Annotated in this window: 12 protein-coding genes; 6 read left to right on the top strand and 6 right to left on the bottom strand. The window is 41.6% G+C overall.

Translation table 11 applies throughout. From position 1 onward, the window contains the following. Position 1 precedes the first annotated feature (1 nt). Complete coding sequence (gene surA, locus MTF64_RS10720) at positions 2–1,297, bottom strand: peptidylprolyl isomerase SurA (protein ID WP_064385734.1); 1,296 nt, start codon at positions 1,295–1,297, stop codon at positions 2–4. 92 nt (positions 1,298–1,389) lie between these two features. Then, positions 1,390–3,642, bottom strand: coding sequence for an LPS assembly protein LptD (gene lptD, locus MTF64_RS10715; protein WP_055254919.1), 2,253 nt, complete (start codon positions 3,640–3,642; stop codon positions 1,390–1,392). A gap of 101 nt (positions 3,643–3,743) precedes the next feature. Here lptD and MTF64_RS10710 point away from each other — a divergent pair, with 101 nt between their 5' ends. The 3 genes from MTF64_RS10710 to djlA are packed head-to-tail and all read left to right on the top strand — an operon-like array spanning position 3,744 to position 6,282. Further along, the gene (locus MTF64_RS10710; protein ID WP_248451328.1) at positions 3,744–4,745 is read left to right on the top strand and encodes a phosphotransferase; all 1,002 of its coding nucleotides are present in this window, start codon (positions 3,744–3,746) and stop codon (positions 4,743–4,745) included. Next, the gene (gene murU, locus MTF64_RS10705) at positions 4,742–5,404 is read left to right on the top strand and encodes an N-acetylmuramate alpha-1-phosphate uridylyltransferase MurU (RefSeq protein WP_004585861.1); all 663 of its coding nucleotides are present in this window, start codon (positions 4,742–4,744) and stop codon (positions 5,402–5,404) included. The genes MTF64_RS10710 and murU overlap by 4 nt, the downstream gene beginning before the upstream one ends. 17 nt (positions 5,405–5,421) lie before the next feature. Next, complete coding sequence (gene djlA, locus MTF64_RS10700; protein ID WP_029773301.1) at positions 5,422–6,282, top strand: co-chaperone DjlA; 861 nt, start codon at positions 5,422–5,424, stop codon at positions 6,280–6,282. Here the strand turns inward: djlA and MTF64_RS10695 are convergent. The 3 genes from MTF64_RS10695 to rapA form a co-directional block, all read right to left on the bottom strand. Continuing rightward, positions 6,265–7,221 carry a DUF3530 family protein gene (locus tag MTF64_RS10695; RefSeq protein ID WP_121636984.1) on the bottom strand — a complete coding sequence of 319 codons (957 nt, stop codon included), beginning with the start codon at positions 7,219–7,221 and terminating at the stop codon, positions 6,265–6,267. The genes djlA and MTF64_RS10695 overlap by 18 nt on opposite strands. Positions 7,222–7,302: 81 nt before the next feature. After that, complete coding sequence (gene rluA / locus MTF64_RS10690) at positions 7,303–7,956, bottom strand: bifunctional tRNA pseudouridine(32) synthase/23S rRNA pseudouridine(746) synthase RluA (protein WP_248451327.1); 654 nt, start codon at positions 7,954–7,956, stop codon at positions 7,303–7,305. 535 nt (positions 7,957–8,491) lie between these two features. Further along, the gene (gene rapA, locus MTF64_RS10685; RefSeq protein ID WP_055254909.1) at positions 8,492–11,386 is read right to left on the bottom strand and encodes an RNA polymerase-associated protein RapA; all 2,895 of its coding nucleotides are present in this window, start codon (positions 11,384–11,386) and stop codon (positions 8,492–8,494) included. A gap of 306 nt (positions 11,387–11,692) precedes the next feature. On the opposite strand from rapA, the gene MTF64_RS10680 reads away from it, so the two are divergent. From MTF64_RS10680 to MTF64_RS10670, 3 genes are all read left to right on the top strand, one after another. Continuing rightward, positions 11,693–13,090 (top strand): PhoH family protein, encoded by a 1,398-nt coding sequence (locus tag MTF64_RS10680; protein WP_248451326.1) that lies wholly within the window; start codon positions 11,693–11,695, stop codon positions 13,088–13,090. 66 nt (positions 13,091–13,156) lie between these two features. After that, on the top strand, positions 13,157–16,948 hold the full coding sequence (locus MTF64_RS10675; RefSeq protein WP_248451325.1) for an ATP-binding protein: 3,792 nt from the start codon (positions 13,157–13,159) through the stop codon (positions 16,946–16,948). Further along, positions 16,932–17,837, top strand: a complete 906-nt coding sequence (locus MTF64_RS10670) for a diguanylate cyclase (RefSeq protein WP_024031527.1) — start codon at positions 16,932–16,934, stop codon at positions 17,835–17,837. The genes MTF64_RS10675 and MTF64_RS10670 overlap by 17 nt, the downstream gene beginning before the upstream one ends. 92 nt (positions 17,838–17,929) lie before the next feature. On the opposite strand, the gene MTF64_RS10665 is transcribed toward MTF64_RS10670, so the two are convergent. Beyond that, a complete protein-coding gene (locus tag MTF64_RS10665; protein ID WP_004585870.1) occupies positions 17,930–18,310 on the bottom strand; it encodes a DUF3192 domain-containing protein in 381 nt (126 codons plus the stop codon). Between the last annotated feature and the right edge of the window lie 104 nt (positions 18,311–18,414).

Here is an 18,414-nt window from a genome sequence, read left to right as displayed (position 1 = left end):
ATTACTCGTCTATAGGGAAAATTTCAACATGGGCTTGTTCGCGCATTTCTTGCTGCCAGTTAAAACTTTCTTCTTTAAATTTACGATTAAACAACATGCCGTGCGCACGGTTACGTTTAGCTAGCTCGGTTTTATCTGCTACACGTTTATCTAAAAGTTGTACTATGTGCCAACCAAATTGTGTTCTAAATGGTTCACTAATTTGATTTTTATCAAGTGATAACAAAGTATCTTTAAACGCTGGTACATACGTTGTAGGGTCAGTCCAATCATACTCACCGCCTTTAAGGGCTGAGCCTGGATCTTCTGAGTATTCTTTAGCAAGCTCAGCAAAGTCAGCGTTTCCTGCGCGTAAATCTTTGGCAAATCCTGCTAGCATGCTACGTGCTTTTTCTTCACTTAAAATAATTGAAGGCTTAATAAGAATATGGCGTGAGCGTACTTCTGTAGTTTCTACTAGTTGGCGACCACGTACATCTTGCACCTTAATTATATGAAAGCCAGCACCCGAGCGAAGCGGGCCAACAATAGCGCCTTTCTTTTGACCTTTTACAGCTTCGGCAAATAACGAAGGCATTTCGTTGATACCCATATAACCGAGTTGTCCGCCTTCAAGCGCTTTTGAGCCACCGGATGATGAAATAGCGATGCGTTTAAACTCTTGGCCATCGTTTAATAGCTCAATAACTTTGTCAGCACGGGTTTTAGCACTGGTGATTTCATCTGCTGTTGCATCGTTAGGAATATCAATAAGGATGTGGCCAATATCATACTCTTCAGAGTTCTGACCTTGGCTTTCCATTATTTTTAACAGGTTATCTACTTCTTGTTGGCTAATATAGATTCGACGATCTACATTGGCACGGGTAACCTGTTGGGTGGTGATCTCTTTACGAATTTCTTCGCGGTAGGCTTGAAAGCTCTCGCCAGCGGCTTCAATGGTACGACGAAGATCGGCAATGCTGCCGCCTTGATCTTTTGCCATATTCGCGAGTGTTTGGTCTAACTGGCTGTCTGAAATTTCAAGGCCCATACGTTCAGCCATTTGCATCATAAGCGTTTGGTTAACTAAACGCTCAACGGCTTGTACGCGAAGCGTTTCGTCTTTAGGAAGTTGTTGGCCTTGCTCTGCGGCTTGCTTTTTAACACGATTAATTATGGTGTCTACTTCACTTTTTAAAATTACGCCTTGGTTTACAACACCAATTACTTTGTCGATTTCCTGTGGGGCGGCAAATGCGCCATGGCATAAGCTTAAGCTTAAAATAGCTGTTGATAATAGTTTTTTTAAATTCATATTCTTTTTACTACTCTTCTAATAGTACTGCTTTAAAACAGGGCGTACTGCATTTTAGGGCTTTAAAGTATCACCTTAATTGCTCGTTTGCCTTAATTATTAAGAAAATACGGTCTACGGTAGCCAAAAATACCTTGTTGTAATAATTTTTGTGCATCGTAACGGCTCTTACTGCCAAGTCCTTTTAATACAAAGTTTAAACTAATACCTGAATCAAAAGTGGCTTGTTGCTGCCCGATAGACTGATTTAAATCGGTTTCAATCTGACGGTGACCAGTAATTTGGATTGCCCAACAGCATGATTCATACTGTAATCCGCTTAAAAATTCGATGCTTCGATTATTTTCAAGGTCCCGGTGGTAGCTTGCAATAAATTGCCACTGATCACTAATTGGGATACTTGTAAATACACCCGTTTGCTCGATTGTATTTCCTGAGACATCATTTGCATAGCGATGGTTCAATTGAACTAGCTCATTATTGTCACCTTTGTAATCGAGGGTGACATTTGACTGGATCATTTGCTTACCATCCGTGTCGTATTGCATACCCGCTGAGAGGTACCAACGGCGGTGCCAATGTAGCATTGTTTGCGCTGCAAAAAGGGCGTTGTAGTTTGTCTCTGAGTCTAAATCTTGCTCGGTAGGTTTAGCCGAGTCGTTTAGGTAAAAAATTTGACCCGCGCTAAAGTTAAACACTTCTTCGTGTTTATTATCAAATAAGCGTGTTGTTGCACCTAACGTAAATTGGTTAGCTGCGGCTATACGGTCTACACCCGAAAAGCGCGTATCTCTAAATAGGCCAAAAAAGTCATCCTGTAAGCGGGTAGTGTCAAATAGACCTATCTCAGATTGATCCTTATTAGGGGTATATAAATACTGTATTTGTGGCTCAAGAGTTTGAATGCCATCTTCAAAAAAGGTCGAGGTGTCACGTTCAAAGTTAAGCTGCGAGTACAAACGTACTTTTGGCAAGGTACGCGAAACGCTATCGCTATATTGAGTGCCCGTTAAATTACCACTTTGTTTGTAGTTAGTTTGCAATAAGCTCACTTCTGAGAGAAACGACCACGCATGTGTTGCGTAGTTAAAGCGCGCTTTTGGCTCTACGTGTACACGGGTAGCACTGTCTATGGCTATTTCTGAAGAGTCGTTGGTAAAGTGGCTTACTTCACCCGACAAACTAAAATCAAAGTTATCAAAACGCCACGGGGCGGTTTGTGTAAAGCTAATTTGTGGAACCGCGGCATACGACTCTAAGTGATCGCCCAGTACTTCAAAGTTTTGAAATTTAATATCGGTACGCCATGTGTCACCAAGGTGAGTCACAGAGCCGGTACGATAAAGTTGGGTATCGGTTTTATTTGCGTAATTAGAGCTTAAATCGGTGATGTAGTTGTCATCACTGACGTTAGTTACATCAATATTGGCGCGCCAGTCTTCACTTAAATAGCTTTGTTGCTGCCAATGAAACATATAGCGCTCATCAAGGCTTGGCTCCGAATCATCGCTATCTAAATACTCAATACCGACTAAGCCTTCATGTTGCTCCGTGAGGTATCTAAACTCAGTTTGCAATTGTAAGCCTTTGCGCGACATATAACGTGGTGTAATAGTGGCGTCAAAATTAGGCGCAATATTCCAATAATAAGGCGTAACAGTTTCAAGGCCGTAACGGTCGGAGCTCGAAATGCTAGGTGTTAATAAGCCGGACTTGCGTCGCTCATCCAGTGGAAACGTGAAATAAGGTAAATATAAAACGGGAGTATCAAGAATACGTAAAACGGCGTTATAGGTTTCACCCCAGCCTTCTTCACGAGAGAGGTTAATTTCGTCGGCTTCTATTTCCCACACGGGTGTATCGCTTGGGCAAGTAGTAAAGCTTGCATTCATTAACAATAAGCCAGACTCGTTGACGGTGAGTTTTTCGGCGCCACCTTTACCTTGTTGCGCTGTTAAGCTGTAATCGGCACCTAGTAGGCTTATTTCTGAATTATTTAAATCGGCATTTAAACCTGAGCTGTTTACTTGGCTTACACGGTCTTGATAAGTAATAGGGCCTGTTGCATTAAGCAAACCGCGCTGTTTATCTATAAGCGCAGTTTGTGCGGACAAACTCATATCAAGGGTGTTAATATCAACATTGCCGGTAAATTCAGCGCTTTGTGTGCCTAGGAGCTCTACATCGTCAGCTTGTATATCAACCGATCCTACCGCTAAATTTGGTAGAGGTTGCCAAGCTCTGGTTTGCATTGAAATGCCACATAAATTGTGTGCCAGTTCAGTTTCGGCAAGCGATGGTGCGCTAATTACGCCTAGCATCAATATGCCCCAGGTTTTGCTCATTTATCGACCTTAATGCTCTTTGGTTTATTATAAGCTAGACATAATAAAGGAAAACAATGTCAAATACAGTAATTGACCTATAAAAATAGACATCTTATATAATGACACGCTTTGATAATTTACAACTATTTATAAATACGTACTTTGATGCTAAACCACACTCCTTAGTAGCCATTACTGGGGATGCCAGCTTTCGCCGTTATTACCGTTTAAGCTGTGCCGGAAAAGCGTTTATTGTGATGGACTCCGACCCACAAAAAGTAAATAACGCTCCGTATATCTCTCTTAATAAAGTATTCACCGACAACGGCTTTTTATTGCCTGAAATAATTGCAAGCGATGAAGAACAGGGCTTTTTTGTGTTAAGTGACTTAGGAAATACACACTTAGCCGATAAGCTCGATGAGCCAAATAGAGATGAATATTACAAGCAATTAATCCGTTTAGCGGCAAGCTGGGCCAAAACACCTGAATCAGCAGCTATGCAAAATTATAATAAAGAATTTATTCACCTTGAGCTGAATATTTTTAGCCAATGGCTGGTTACTGATTTTATTGGCTTAACATTAAATACTGAGCAACAAACGCTTTGGCAACAAAGCTGTGAGCTATTAACGAACGCTATGCTAGCGCAGCCTACGGTCACGGTTCATCGTGATTATCACAGCCGTAATATTATGTATAGCAATGAGCAGTGGGCAATTATAGATTACCAAGATGCCGTGCGCGGGCCGCTGTGTTATGACTTAGTGTCGCTGCTACGCGATTGCTACTTTAAGTTGCCACAAGCACAGCTTAATCAGCTGCTTGAGTACGGGTATGAAGAATTTACAACGCAAAAATTAATAACAGATATTTCTTTTGAGCAGTTTAAACAGTGGTTTGATTTAACGGGTATTCAGCGCCATTTAAAGGCAGCGGGAATATTTTGCCGGCTCTATTTACGCGATGGTAAAACCGGCTACCTTGATAATATTTTACCGACGTTGGATTACATTGTTGATGTTGCTAAAACCTATCCAGAGCTTGCAGCGTTAAGTGAGTGGGTAAGCAGCACTGCAATACCGCAGGTAACACTAAAATTAGCGAAGGAGCGCACATGAAAGCCATGATTTTAGCTGCCGGGCGCGGCCAGCGAATGATGCCGCTTACACAAGCTATGCCTAAACCTATGCTAAAAGTGGCGGGGAAACCGCTGATTGAGCATCATATTAATAACCTTAAAGCCGCTGGCATTACTAACATTGTTATAAACCTAGCTTGGCAAGGGGATAAAATAAAAAGCTATTTTAAAAATGGCGCTGAGTTTGGTGTGCGCATTGAATATAGCCAAGAGGCTGAGGGCGGCCTTGAAACCGCAGGCGGAATTATTCAGGCGCTGCCATTACTAGGTGAGCAATTTATTGTAATTAATGGCGATGTATTTACAGATTACGATGTGAGTGCGCTTACACAATTGCACCTGCAAGACGGCGAGGCCCACATAGTGTTAGTAGAAAACCCACCTCATAACGAAAAAGGGGATTTTGCGTTAAGTCACTTATCGGCTGAGAGTCAAAAGTATACATTTTCGGGAATTAGCCGTTACCACGCTAATTTTTTTAAAGGTTTAGAGCCTGGCATACGCCCGCTTGGGCCAATACTGCGAGAAAAACTCGCCCAACAGGTTATCTCAACTGAGCTTTATATTGGTCAGTGGGACGATATAGGCACACCACAGCGACTCGCGCAGCTCAACGAGCGCATACAAAACACACTTTAATAGAGGCAGTTAATTAGATGTGGGGAAAAATACTCGGTTTTTGTTTTGGCTTTATGTTTGGCAAAATTTTTGGCGCCATTTTAGGTTTATACCTCGGCCATTTATTTGATAAAAGTTTAAAAAACGATTTTGATAAAGCCGGGGGCTTTTCAGGTTTGTTTAAAGGTGATGATGTAAACGAGCGCCAAGCGTTGTTTTTTTCGAGCTGCTTTGCGGTTATGGGGCATATTGCAAAGTCGAACGGTCGCGTAAGCGAGGTGCATATAAAAGCGGCAAGTATGTTTATGGATGAAATGGGGCTAAAGGGCGATGAGCGCCGCGAAGCTCAGCATGCATTTCAATCAGGTAAAGACAGCGACTTTTCGATTAAAGAAACAGTACACGACTTTAAAGAACGCTTTGCAAAACGTTACGACTTACTGCAACTGTTTTTAGAAATTCAAATTCAAATGGCGTTTTCTGATGGCGTGCTCGCAGAGCAAGAAAAACAGCTGTTACAAGAGGTAAGTAAGCAATTAGGTATTTCTAAAACCCATTTTGCTTTTATTCTTAAGCGTTACCAAGCTGAATTTAGTTTTAGACAGCAGCAACAACAGTATAGGCAACAGCAGCAAGGTCAAAGTAGCAGTTACCGTGAAGGTTCTGGTCATCATGTGCCCCCTAATAACAGCATGAACCGCTCACAGGCCTTGGCTTTATTAGGATTAAGTAGTGACGCGACGCAACGAGATATTAAAGTAGCGTATCGTAAATTAATGGCGCAGCATCACCCTGATAAATTAGTATCTCAAGGGCTACCTAAACACATGATGGAAGTAGCAGTTAAAAAAAGCCAAGATATTCAAGCGGCTTACGAGTATTTAAAAAAGGCGGCGTAAAAAACCGTCTATCACTTTAGTTAACCGTGCATGCTGCTCTGGCGCATCGCGCAGGCCAAAGAGTTGGCGCTGGCGGTAATCAAATTTAGCATTTCGATTTACCCAGCGCTGGCGGTTTTTAAGGCTCATAAGTATATCGGTATTGTCATTTGCATAGTAAATATCAAGCAAGGCGGGGGTCACCAGCGACGTGGTTTGCGCTAAACCTTTATTGCGCTGTGTATTAGGTAAATAACTACTTAAGCTTATAAACGCATCTATTCGCGAGTCAGGAAAATCGGCATAGTATTCTAGCAATACTCCCGCACTGGTACCTTGTGCTATGACGACAATATTATTTGGCTCACTCATTGCGTTTTGATAGAGCGCCTCATAACGCATTATTAAATTAGTTTTATAATGACTTAGTACCTCGTTACTCACCAAATCAATGGCATTAACAAAGTGTGACTCTTGAGCCGTTGTAACAGCACCGTCGCTGTTACTTTGCGCCGTTTTTGTTGGCTCTTCATTTTGCGCTTGCGTACTTGATTGCGTGCTTGATTGGGCAGCTGCTTGTGAAGCCATGTTACTTGCTTGCCAATCTATATCGGGTACTGTCATGGCGTAGGTTGTGTAACCTAAATTAGTAAGCTCTTTTCGCAGGTAACTCATGCCAGCATTGCTAGTGGGGGTAGAATTCCAATCAGGGATGAGTAATACAATACCTCTAAAATCTCGGCTCATGTACTCACTATACAAACTTAAAAACTCTGTATCACCAGCAAGTATGGGTTTAACTTCATCATTGGGTAGTAGACGTTTTATATCGCTATTTTCGATACTTGATAAAGAAGGTGGGGCTATATGCTCTGCAGCACTGGCATATGCGCTTAAGCATAACGCAGAGCAACAACATACACTTTGTAGCGTTTTTTTGATTAGCTGCGCAAATATCATAGTAAGCCCAAACCGTGAGTAATAACTAAGTATCGGCGCGCTAAGGTAAAAGTTTAGTACTAACTTTGTGGGCTTTACCTATTAAAAGTCGGGCTCTACCTCAAAGGTCAGCACTTGCTCAGTCACGGGGTGTTTTAGTTGCAACATTTGCGCATGTAGTTGTAAACGTGGCGCCGCGGCTAGGGCCTCTTTATGGGCATAAAGTCTATCGCCCAGTATTGGGTGGCCAAGGCTTAGCATGTGCACGCGTAATTGGTGCGAGCGCCCCGTAATTGGCGTGAGCTCTACACGTGTTGCGCCATCTTCTCGTGCAAGTATTTTAAAGTGGGTTAGCGAGGGCTTACCGTTTTCATAATCAACCATTTGCTTAGGGCGATTAGGCCAATCACATATAAGTGGCAAATCTACCGATCCGGTATCTCGCTCAAGTTGGCCGTAAACACGTGCAATATAGCGTTTTGCAGTTTCACGTTCTTGAAACTGCATACTTAAATGCCTATGAGCTACCTTATTCATAGCAAGGCAAAGTATGCCTGAGGTTGCCATATCTAGACGGTGCACTATTTTAGCTGTAGGAAAAACACGGTTAACGCGATTAATTAAGCTATCGGCATGTTTTGGATCTTTACCTGGGACGGTTAAAAGTTCGCTGGGTTTATTAACGATGAGCAAGTCGTCATCTTGGTGCAGTATTGTTAAATACGGACTCATTGGGGGATTGTAATTAACTAACACGGCCGACCTCAGTAATTTTGCAGGGCGCTATTCTAGGGGAGCGAGAGCAAAGGCTCAAGGAAAAGATAAAAGTTTAATTGCGTATTTTTCATGCTGGAGTAAAACTGTACCAGCTTAAAGTTATAGGAACACATTATGGCAAGGCAAAGTATTTCACTTACTGAACAGAATGATTTATGGCTTCGTAATCACGTTGAAAACGTGGGGGGATTACACAAATAAAAGTGAATCGGTGAATGATTTAATTCGCCGTGCAAGAAGAGCAGAAGCAATAAATGGTAAGCTTGCTAACTCAGAAAAAAGCGGTTTTAGTGAACAATCGGCGTGCCGTTTGTGGCTCAGACAGCATTTATTACAGAGTTACAGAAATAGGTATTGAAATAATGGCTATATTAGGTGGCCAAGATACTGATGAGTAATTGTAGAGGTGAATGTAAAAAGCACGGCCTGTAAACCGTGCTTTTTGAAGTGTAGTTTAGTTAAATCTTGAGCTAACTAACGGCAGATAGCTATAAACTAAACGCTCAAAAACCCTTTAGTGTGAAACTACGATTAAGCGTATCGCATCAAGTTTTAACTGGGCTTTTTCGATATGCGTTGTCAGCTCGCTGCGCTGCTTATCGAAGAAGGTAATTTCTTCTTGGCGAATATTAGGGTTAATTTGCTTAAGCGCTTCAAGGCGAGCTTGTTCTTCACCTAAGGTGCTTTGCATTTTTTCAAGTGACGCACTGCGTATAACCTCAAGCTGTTGCTGAGCCATGTCTTTTGCGGTGTTGATCATTGGGTGAACCGCACCTTGTAAAGCACCCGCTAATTTACTTGCAGTTTGACGACCAACGGCTGAAAGCTGTTGGTTAAAGCTATCAAACGCCACGTTTTCGCCGAGGTTATTACTGGCTTTATCAAGTAATATGCGAATAGGCGTTGGCGGTAAAAAACGACCTACTTGCAGGGCTTTTGGTGCCATAGCTTCGGCTACAAATATTAGCTCAACAAAAAAGGTACCTGGTGGTAATTTTTTGTTTTTAAGCAAAGCTACAGAAGCACTACCAAAGTCATCATCACAAATCATGTCCATCGTGCCTTGCACCATAGGATGATCCCAGCTAATAAAATGTACGTCTTCTTGAGAAAGGGCGGTATCGCGGTCAAATGTAACCGTCATGCCATCTTCTTTTAAGCTAGGGAACGATGCACTTAGCATATGCTCTGTTGGCTTTAAAATAATGGTGTTTTCGCCTTTGTCTTCTTGGCTTACTCCAAACGTGTCGAATACGTTGATCATGTAACTTGGTAACTCAAATTGGTTATCAAGTGCTTCAATTTCTTCAACCAATGAATCGGCAGCGCCTTGGCCAGATGAATGCAGCTCTAATAAACGGTCACGGCCACTTTCCATTTGTTTGCGTAGCACGGCATTTTGCTTGGCTACTTGCTCAAGTAGAGGGTCGAGCTCTTCTTCATCACAATTATGAGCAGCAATGTAATCAAGTAGGTCTTCACTAAATTCTTTATACAATAGCTGGCCAGTGGTAGATGTGCTTTCAAATGCATCAAGGCCTTCGTTGTACCAACGCAGTAATACTTCTTGCGCTGTATTTTCAAAATACGGCACATGAATATTAACATCCTTTGTTTGCCCAATACGGTCTAATCGGCCAATACGTTGTTCAAGTAAGTCAGGGTTTAGTGGTAAATCAAATAACACTAAGTGATGCGAGAACTGGAAGTTACGTCCTTCTGAGCCAATCTCTGAACACAGCAGTATTTGTGCATTGTCGTATTCATCGGCAAAAAAGGCGGCTGCGCGGTCACGCTCTATAATCGACATGCCCTCGTGGAACACAGATGCTTTTATTGCTTCACGCTCACGCAAAATTTGCTCAAGGCTAATAGCGGTTTCGGCTTTGGCACAAATAAGCAGTACTTTTTCGTGCTTTAGGGTTTTAAGTGTTTCGATTAACCAATCTACACGTGGATCAAATGCGCCCCAGCTTGCACTTTCACCTTCAAACTCTTGAAAGATTTTCTCTGGAAACAGCGCGCGTTGTGCGCTTAGCTCTGCACTTTGTATACCGCTCATGCTGCCAAGTACTGACATTGCTGTTTTATATTGCTTTGGCAGTGCCATTGGGTAAGCATGTAATTTACGGCTAGGGTAGCCATCAATTCCGCTGCGACTGTTTCTAAACAAAATACGACCTGTACCGTGGCGATCAAGCAGCATGTTAAGTATTTCTTTACGCGCCGGTAAATCACCTTGCTGAGCTTTTTCAAGCACATCAGTAATATCGGTTTCTTTTAATAGCTCAATAAGTGTGGCTTTGGCTGTATCATCAAGGGCTTGCGCTTGCAGTAGCTGATTTGCCGCTTCGGCAACGTCTTTGTAATTAGCTTCTTCTTCTTTGAATACGTCGTAGTCGTAAAATCTATCTGGGTCGAGCAATTGTAAGCGGGCAAAGTGGCTACGGTGACCAAGTTGATCAGGCGTTGCTGTTAATAGAATAAGACCCGGAATATCTTGGCTAAGCTCAGCCATGCGCTGATATTCGGTGCTCGGCTTACCATTGTTAATGCTTAGGTGGTGCGCTTCATCAACAACTAATAAATCCCAATCAGCAAGTGTTGCTTGTTCAAACCAGCGTTTTTTCTTGGTTAAAAACTCAAGGCTGGTAAGCACTAGCTGCTCGGTATCAAATACGTTTGGCGAGTCTGCAAAGGCTTCGTCGCAGCGCTCTTCATCAAAAATAGAAAAACGTAAATTAAAGCGGCGTAGCATTTCTACTAACCATTGGTGTTGCAGGTTTTCTGGCACCACAATGAGTACACGGCTAGCACGGCCACTAATGATTTGTTGGTGTAAAATCATGCCGGCTTCGATGGTTTTACCAAGGCCTACTTCATCTGAGAGCAGTACCCGTGGGGCAAAACGTTTACCTACTTCTTGTGCAATATAAAGCTGATGCGGAATAAGGTTAGCGCGCTGGCCAATTAAGCCTTTAATAGGCGATTGCTGGCGCTCAAATTGGTGTTGCCATGTTTGGTAACGTAAGGTGTAGCGATCAAAGCGATCTACTTGGCCTGCAAATAAACGATCTTGCGGTTTATTAAACTTAATAAAATGATCTAAAAAGGTTTCTTTTAGCTTTGCTTCTTCGCCGGTATCAACGCGAGTACCTACGTAGCAAAGTAGTTCACCTTGCACTTCAATAGACTCTACTTCTAATTCCCATTCTTCAACGCTTTTGATCACATCACCTGGATTAAATGCCACACGGGTAACCGGTGCTTCTGCACTAGAATAAACACGGTTTTCACCACTGGCAGGAAATAAAATGCTGACCTGGCGGCCTTCAATGGCAACTACGGTGCCTAATCCTAAATCTGACTCTGTATCACTGATCCAACGCTGACCTAAGGAAAAATTCATGTATGTCTCGTCTATGAAGAAAAAGGCGGCTATGTTACCTGTTACATAACACCACTGCAAGGCGCTATTTGACTCACTTTTAATTAATTTTATAAGTGCGAATTAATCCCATTAACAGTGCTAACAAATAGCTCTTTTTTAGGTAAATAAAAACTATATCGTGTTTGTAATAAAACGGACTTTTATGACAAATAGACTAAACTTAGATTATGCCTTAGCAATTAAGTATTGCAGGTTTGAATTTAGGCCCGTTTTACTTAGTTATTTTGGTATAGCATAAAAATCATAAAACGTAAGGAAAGTGCTATGGAAAAAGCTTCGAACCTTGAAAGTAAAATGTATGTGCTAGACACCAATGTATTACTCCACGAACCCCTCGCTTATTTGTCTTTCCAAGAACATAACGTTGTCATTCCCATGACTGTTTTAGAAGAGCTTGACCACATTAAAGATAGAAAACACGACGTAAGCCGTGATGCACGAGTGGCTATTCGCGGCTTAGATGAGGTACTAAAAGATGCAACTCCAGAGCAAATGTTGCAGGGTGTTGCACTGCCTAGCAATAAAAAGGCAAATGCCAATTCAACCGGTACGCTCATTATTGTTAATGACCATCTTTTTGCAGATTCTATTTCTGGTTTACCGGGGGATGAAAACGACCACCGCATTATTAACTGCGCCGTGTATTTACAAAAACAGCACAGCGATTCAAAAATTATATTAGTGACAAAAGATATAAACATGCGCCTTAAAGCAAAAGGTGCAGGCCTTAAATATGTTGAAGATTACCGTACCGACCAATTAATCGATGATATTGCTTTATTAACTAGCGGCTATAAAAAAATAGAGGGCGATTTTTGGCAGCACGTAGGGCAATGCGAAACACAGCAGCACGGCCGTGATACGTTTCATTATGTGGCTAAAAACTTAATTCCAGATGTGTTTTGCAATGAGTACATACTTGATGGCAGCGAGCACTTTGCTGCGCGGGTCAAATCTTACGATAACGAGCGTATTAAATTAAAAGATATTAGTGTTGAGCGTTTAATGCACCAGCAAGCGTGGGGCGTAAAACCTAAAAATATTTACCAAGGTATGGCTCTCGACGCTTTGCTTGACCCTAGTATTGAGCTGGTTATTTTAACCGGTCCAGCTGGGTGCGGTAAAACATTACTGGCACTGGCCAGTGCGCTTGAAATGGTGATTGAGCGCGGTATTTACGACAAGGTCATTGTAACGCGTAATACCCCCGAAATAGCTGAGTCTATCGGTTTTTTACCCGGTACCGAAGAAGAAAAAATGGCGCCGTGGTTAGCTGCAATTACCGACACCTTAGAGGTACTACACAAAGGAGACGAGAACCCAATTTCGAGTCGCAATTACATAATGGAAAAAGCCAATGTACAGTTTAAGTCGGTGAACTTTATGCGTGGGCGTAGTATTCAAAATGCAGTGGTAATTTTGGATGAGAGCCAAAACTTAACGGCATCTCAGCTTAAAACTATTATTACCCGTTGTGGCGAGGGAACAAAACTAATTTGTAGCGGTAATTTAGCGCAAATAGATAGTAACTACTTAACCCCCGTTACCTCCGGCCTTACTTATATTGTTGAGCGTTTTAAAGACTTTGAAGGCAGTGCAACAGTTAATTTAAACGGGGTAGTGCGCAGCCGTTTAGCCTCCTTTGCAGAAGAAAATTTATAACTTGCGCAGAACAATTTGGCTCGATAGTCTAGTGGCTGACTATCGGGCCAAAACTTAGGCAAAACGTTGAAATTTTTACCTCTAAAAGACTATTACCGCTCTTTATTTGTAGCATTATTTGTTCCCTTATTTGTGGCATTTTTACTGTGTTTGCACTTGTATAATATAAAAGTTGAGCGCGCCATAGAAAAACGTCAAGCCGATTTTGAACAAGTGTCGGCTCAAGTTAGCCATATAATGAGCTCGGTAAACGACTTTTTTGACAATGCCTTTATATCGTATCAGCAGCCTAGTGTTGAGCAGTTCAATCGCAACTTACTAGAAGGTATTAATCAATACGACAATTACTACTACCGCCACTTTAGCGAGCGCCAAGGCGAAATAGTTGGTAAAGGGCAGTTTGCTTTTTCTAACCGTGCGTTGATCCAATGGCAGCAAGCTACAACCCTAAGCCCAACGTTTAATACCGCGTTATCGCTTATGCAATCGTTGTCGGCTGTTGCCTATGTTGATGATTCGGGGTTTGCCTATGTGGTAAGGCGTAATAAAAGCCAAAGCACTATGCTTAATAAAATTTTAAATGGTAATTTTAAGCCCACATTTATACCTGGCCAGCTTACCTCAAGCGCCATTGTTAAAATACGCGATAGCGCTTATTTTGCTATTGGCCGTAAAAAACAACCTAATTCGTCAGACTACATCATTTTAATATACGATTTAGAGGCCATGTCTAGCTGGCTTAAAAAGGTGGCACCAAGCGAAGGCGAATATGTGTTTATGAACCAGTCGCATCAAGTGATAGCCAGCTCTGTTAAGCAGTTAAATGAAGCAACAGCCTTAAAAGATTATTGGCCTGAATTAGCCCATAACAATGAAAAAATAAACTTAGTTAATAACAAAAATGCGCAGTTTTTTATGCAAGCTATGGGGAATCTGCCCATTCATGCCGCCTTTTATGAGCCGCAAATAAAAGTGATCACGCCAATTAGGTATGAGGTTCTTTTAGAGTTTGCGTTTTTAACGTTATTTTTAAGCTTAATGTTTGCGGTATTTTTTTGGTTAAGCCAACGTATTTTTGTTAGGCCAATGACTCATTTAATGCAATATTTTGAACAAAATGATGCCCCTAAAGCCGCGCTTTCTAATTATCCCATCCCTTTAAATTGGCAACCTTGGTTTTCTCGCGTTAAATATGTATTTGATAAAAATGCACAGTTAGTTGAGTCGCTCCAAGAGGCTAATAAAGAACTTGATGAGCAGTTACAGCTGCAATCTCAAAAGCTAAAACGCAGCTACGAAGCAAAAGAGCGACACCTAGCGCTATTAAATACCATGCTAAATAGTGTGCCTGATCTTATTTACTTTAAAAATATTGATGGCTCTTTTTTAGGTTGTAATAAAGCATTTGAAGCCTATGTAGGCAAAGAGCAAGCCATCCTTGTCGGTAAGCGTATTGAAGATTTAGACAGCGACGATTTGCAGTTAAGCCTACTAGAAAAGCAAGTTTTACAAACCAAAAGTAGCATTGAGCAACGCATAGATAGCACCGACAAATCGTATCAATTAACGATTGCCCCATTTTATAACGAGCACCAGCACTTATTAGGCACTATGGGAATTGGGCGAGACATTACTGAGCAGCAGCAAACTCTATCGGCGTTAAAAGCGTCAGAATCTAAATTTAGAAGTGCAATAGAATTTGCAGCAAACAGTGTGGTGTTACTTTCGCTTGAGCACACCATATTACAAGTTAACAAAGCGGCTCGTAAGTTATTTTCACAGCAAGATATTTTAACTGGTGAGCCACTAAAAATGCTGTTTGATGAGGCGCAGTGGCAAGAAATAAAAAATGCGCTTTGTCACTTATTAGATGATAAAAAACGGGTTTATCATTTAACGCTCTCACAAGGAAAGCTAACAAGTTGGCTGCAGCTGAGTGTGTCGCTGGTGTGGGATGAAAACCGTGATCCCTCTTATTATGTTATTCATATTCAAGATGTAAGTGCGCTGACTAAAGCTAAGCATGACGCAGAACGCGCAACAATAGCTAAAAGCCGCTTTATTGCTAATCTAAGCCATGAGATCCGCACCCCTCTTAACGCTGTGTTAGGGCTGTTAGATATGATAGTAGAGCAAGGCTTAAAAAATAAGCAGCTGCAACAAACTAAGCAGGCTAAAAACGCAGCTCAAAGCTTATTATTAATGCTAAACAGAATGCTCGATTTTGCCCGAGTAGAAAGTTCGCAAGCGCAAATAAAACCGGTGCCTTTTTGCTTAGTTGAACTGATTGATATTTGCGAGAGCTTAACAGCGCCATTGTGCCAAAACAAAGGGTTAAGCTTTAATATTGAAATAGATCCACTCATTAACCCCGCGCTGGTGGGGGATTCAATACGTTTGCAACAAATATTAGGTAACTTACTTACCAATGCCGTTAAGTTTACTAATAAAGGCAGTATTACCTTAAAAATGGTGCTTGAAGAAAATGACGTTTTAGATCAGCAACGTATTTGTTTTCACGTAATAGACAGTGGTGTAGGTATTGCTAAGGCTGACCAACGACGACTGTTTGATGCTTTTACTCAAGGCGATGAATCTTCTACGCGTATTCACCAAGGGGTCGGGCTTGGACTTGCTATAGTTAAACATGGTGTAGCCTTAATGGGCGGCGAAATTGCAATTAATAGCGACAAAGGCCGTGGATGTGAGTTTTTCTTTACTCTAGCGCTTGCGGTAGATACGGCTAAAAATAGTGTATTTATACCTAATACATTAGCCATTGTCAGCGATGACACTGTACAGCTAAACGAAGTGGTTAATGCCTACTCACAAGTGGTAGCTATTGATTTAGAAGAGGCGCTTCGCTACCCAATAAAGCTTGCTGATGCACAGCAACTGATTATTGATGAAACCACATTGAACGATTTATTAAAGGTTGAATCTATACACGAAACGCTCAGTGGCAACTCATACCCTGTGGTTGTGGTGAATCACGAACACACTTTAGCATTGCCTTGTACTACGCAAATTAACGCACAACATGTTAAAGCTACGGCGTTAGCTCAGCGCTTGATTAGCTTAAATGCTAATGCGGGGGCAGAGCCACCTAAAGCCGCTGAAAATAATGAAGAAGTAAAAAAAGATATATCGGGTCTACTTATTATGGCGGTTGATGATAACCCGCTTAATTTAGACATTATTAGCAGTGTGCTAAAACAGGCCCATATAAATGTAATAACGGTTACCAATGCGCCAGATGCAATAGAGCTGCTACAAATATTAAAACCAGATTTAATTTTGATGGACGTGCAAATGCCGCATATTGATGGTTGCCAAGCAACGCAATTGATTCGCCAACAGTTTGACGCGCGCCAGCTGCCTATTTTTGCTTTAACAGCACATTGTGAACCTGCAGATGTTGAGCGCTCACTTAGTAGCGGCATGAATAAGCATTTGACTAAACCTGTGGTTGCAGCTGTGCTGTTAGATGCAATTAGAGACGTAGACTTTATAAAACCTAAGTTTTATGACCAAAGCTTTGCGCTCACCCAGTTTAATTTTGATGAAAATTTACTGGCAACCATGGTCGGAAAGTTTGCGAAGTTGTGTGAAACGCAGTTAGAGCAAATTGAAGAAAACACCCAGCGAGATGAAGTGGTACGCTTAGTGCATAGCATTAAAGGCGTGGCGGGTAACTTAGGTTTTATTAGGCTTTCATTGTGTGCAAAACAATGTGAAACGCACCTTAAAACAACTAACGAGCCGCTTCAGCACACTTTAAAAGAGCTAATCATTCAGCTAAAGCAAGTGATTATATTTATTGAAACCTTAGGGGGACGGGATGTCGAAAAAAGCTAAAATACTGATTGTGGATGATGATCCCCTTAACCGGCTGGTGCTTGAAAAAACACTGGGCACGGAGCATGACGTATTTTTAGTCGAAAGCGGCGAAAAAGCGCTCACCTTTATTAAATCTAATCAGGTCGATTTAATTATTTTAGATGTGGTGATGCCAGGCATTGATGGTTATGAAGTGCTTGTACAGCTTAAAGAAAACCCTATTACTCAGTCTATTCCTATTGTGTTTATATCGGCTAATAATAGCCACACCGATGAAGCAAAAGGACTTGAATTAGGTGCAATGGATTACATCACTAAACCCTTTAATGCGTCTATAGTTAAAGTGCGGGTACGCAACCAATTACTGATCAAGCAAAAAAATGATTTGTTAGAAATGCTTGCCTCAATTGATGGTTTAACGGAAATACCCAACAGGCGTTATTTAGATGAAAACCTCTCTCGTGAATGGCGCAGAAGTAAACGCAATGGCTCGTGTTTGTCTGTTTTATTAATGGATATAGATCACTTTAAGCGTTACAACGATTGCTATGGCCACCGAGCGGGGGATGAGTGTTTAAAGCAGGTTGCCCAGGCGTTAGCAGCGCAATGTGAGCGTAGTACTGACTTTATTGCCCGCTACGGGGGGGAAGAGTTTGCAGCGGTATTACCCGATGTTAATAAACAACAGGCATTAGCATTTGCCCAAAAGTTAAGAAAAGCGGTAAACAGCCTCAATATAGAGCACAAAGCTTCATTAAATGCAGATCACATAACAATCAGTATTGGCATTGCCAGTATGGAAAACGGCAATGCAAGTGCCGAACAAGCTTTGCTTGAACAAGCTGACCTAGGGCTATATGCCGCAAAAGATGCAGGGCGCGATCAGGTGGTTGCGCTTAACTTATAATGTGGCTGTGTTTATATTAAAGCGTTATTTAAATCGGCCCCACACGTTAATGTTATTACCTAGCGGGGCGACTTTACGCTACTGACGCGTTGTTATTTTGTGATCATGCCCAGCGCGCTTTCACCAATACCTACCAATTTATCATTTTTAAATACCAATGGCGTGCATTCATCTTTTGTTGTTTTGCCATCAGAGTGAATGCTGTTAGTCACGTAAAACAGTACCTGATACACATCATCGTCTTTTTTCAATAGCTCGGTAAAGTTTGGCGTTTTTAATTGCGCTAAAACAGATTGGTAGCTGCTATCCATTGTTAAATCTGCAATCGCTTCGCGGTTTTTTTTATGCTGATGTTGCCAGCTTGATGAGTCGTTACCTGCCCAGTGCGTTTCTGCTTCGCCATCTGATACAGCAATAACACAGCCTGTTAAAAACGGAGCAATAAGTGCAGCAGCTAAAAGTGATTTTTTCATTGTTATAGTCCTTGATGAGTTTTAATTTAATTATTTACTTATCAGGAGCAAGTAATAGGCCAATATAACAAAGTTATAAAATTCATAGGGTTAGATTGTGATGG

Source organism: Pseudoalteromonas sp. 2CM41L (assembly GCF_023161905.1).
Classification (GTDB): Bacteria; Pseudomonadota; Gammaproteobacteria; order Enterobacterales; family Alteromonadaceae; genus Pseudoalteromonas; species Pseudoalteromonas atlantica.
The sequence above is the reverse complement of the archived record's forward strand: the minus strand, read 5'-3'. Positions and strand labels throughout refer to the sequence as shown.

What these genes read in the sequence shown, in the direction of transcription:
- surA (WP_064385734.1), bottom strand. Translation starts at nt 1,297, where the DNA reads ATGAATTTAAAAAAACTATTATCAACAGCTATTTTAAGCTTAAGCTTA.
- lptD (WP_055254919.1), bottom strand. Translation starts at nt 3,642, where the DNA reads ATGAGCAAAACCTGGGGCATATTGATGCTAGGCGTAATTAGCGCACCA.
- MTF64_RS10710 (WP_248451328.1), top strand. Translation starts at nt 3,744, where the DNA reads ATGACACGCTTTGATAATTTACAACTATTTATAAATACGTACTTTGAT.
- murU (WP_004585861.1), top strand. Translation starts at nt 4,742, where the DNA reads ATGAAAGCCATGATTTTAGCTGCCGGGCGCGGCCAGCGAATGATGCCG.
- djlA (WP_029773301.1), top strand. Translation starts at nt 5,422, where the DNA reads ATGTGGGGAAAAATACTCGGTTTTTGTTTTGGCTTTATGTTTGGCAAA.
- MTF64_RS10695 (WP_121636984.1), bottom strand. Translation starts at nt 7,221, where the DNA reads ATGATATTTGCGCAGCTAATCAAAAAAACGCTACAAAGTGTATGTTGT.
- rapA (WP_055254909.1), bottom strand. Translation starts at nt 11,386, where the DNA reads ATGAATTTTTCCTTAGGTCAGCGTTGGATCAGTGATACAGAGTCAGAT.
- MTF64_RS10680 (WP_248451326.1), top strand. Translation starts at nt 11,693, where the DNA reads ATGGAAAAAGCTTCGAACCTTGAAAGTAAAATGTATGTGCTAGACACC.
- MTF64_RS10670 (WP_024031527.1), top strand. Translation starts at nt 16,932, where the DNA reads ATGTCGAAAAAAGCTAAAATACTGATTGTGGATGATGATCCCCTTAAC.
- MTF64_RS10665 (WP_004585870.1), bottom strand. Translation starts at nt 18,310, where the DNA reads ATGAAAAAATCACTTTTAGCTGCTGCACTTATTGCTCCGTTTTTAACA.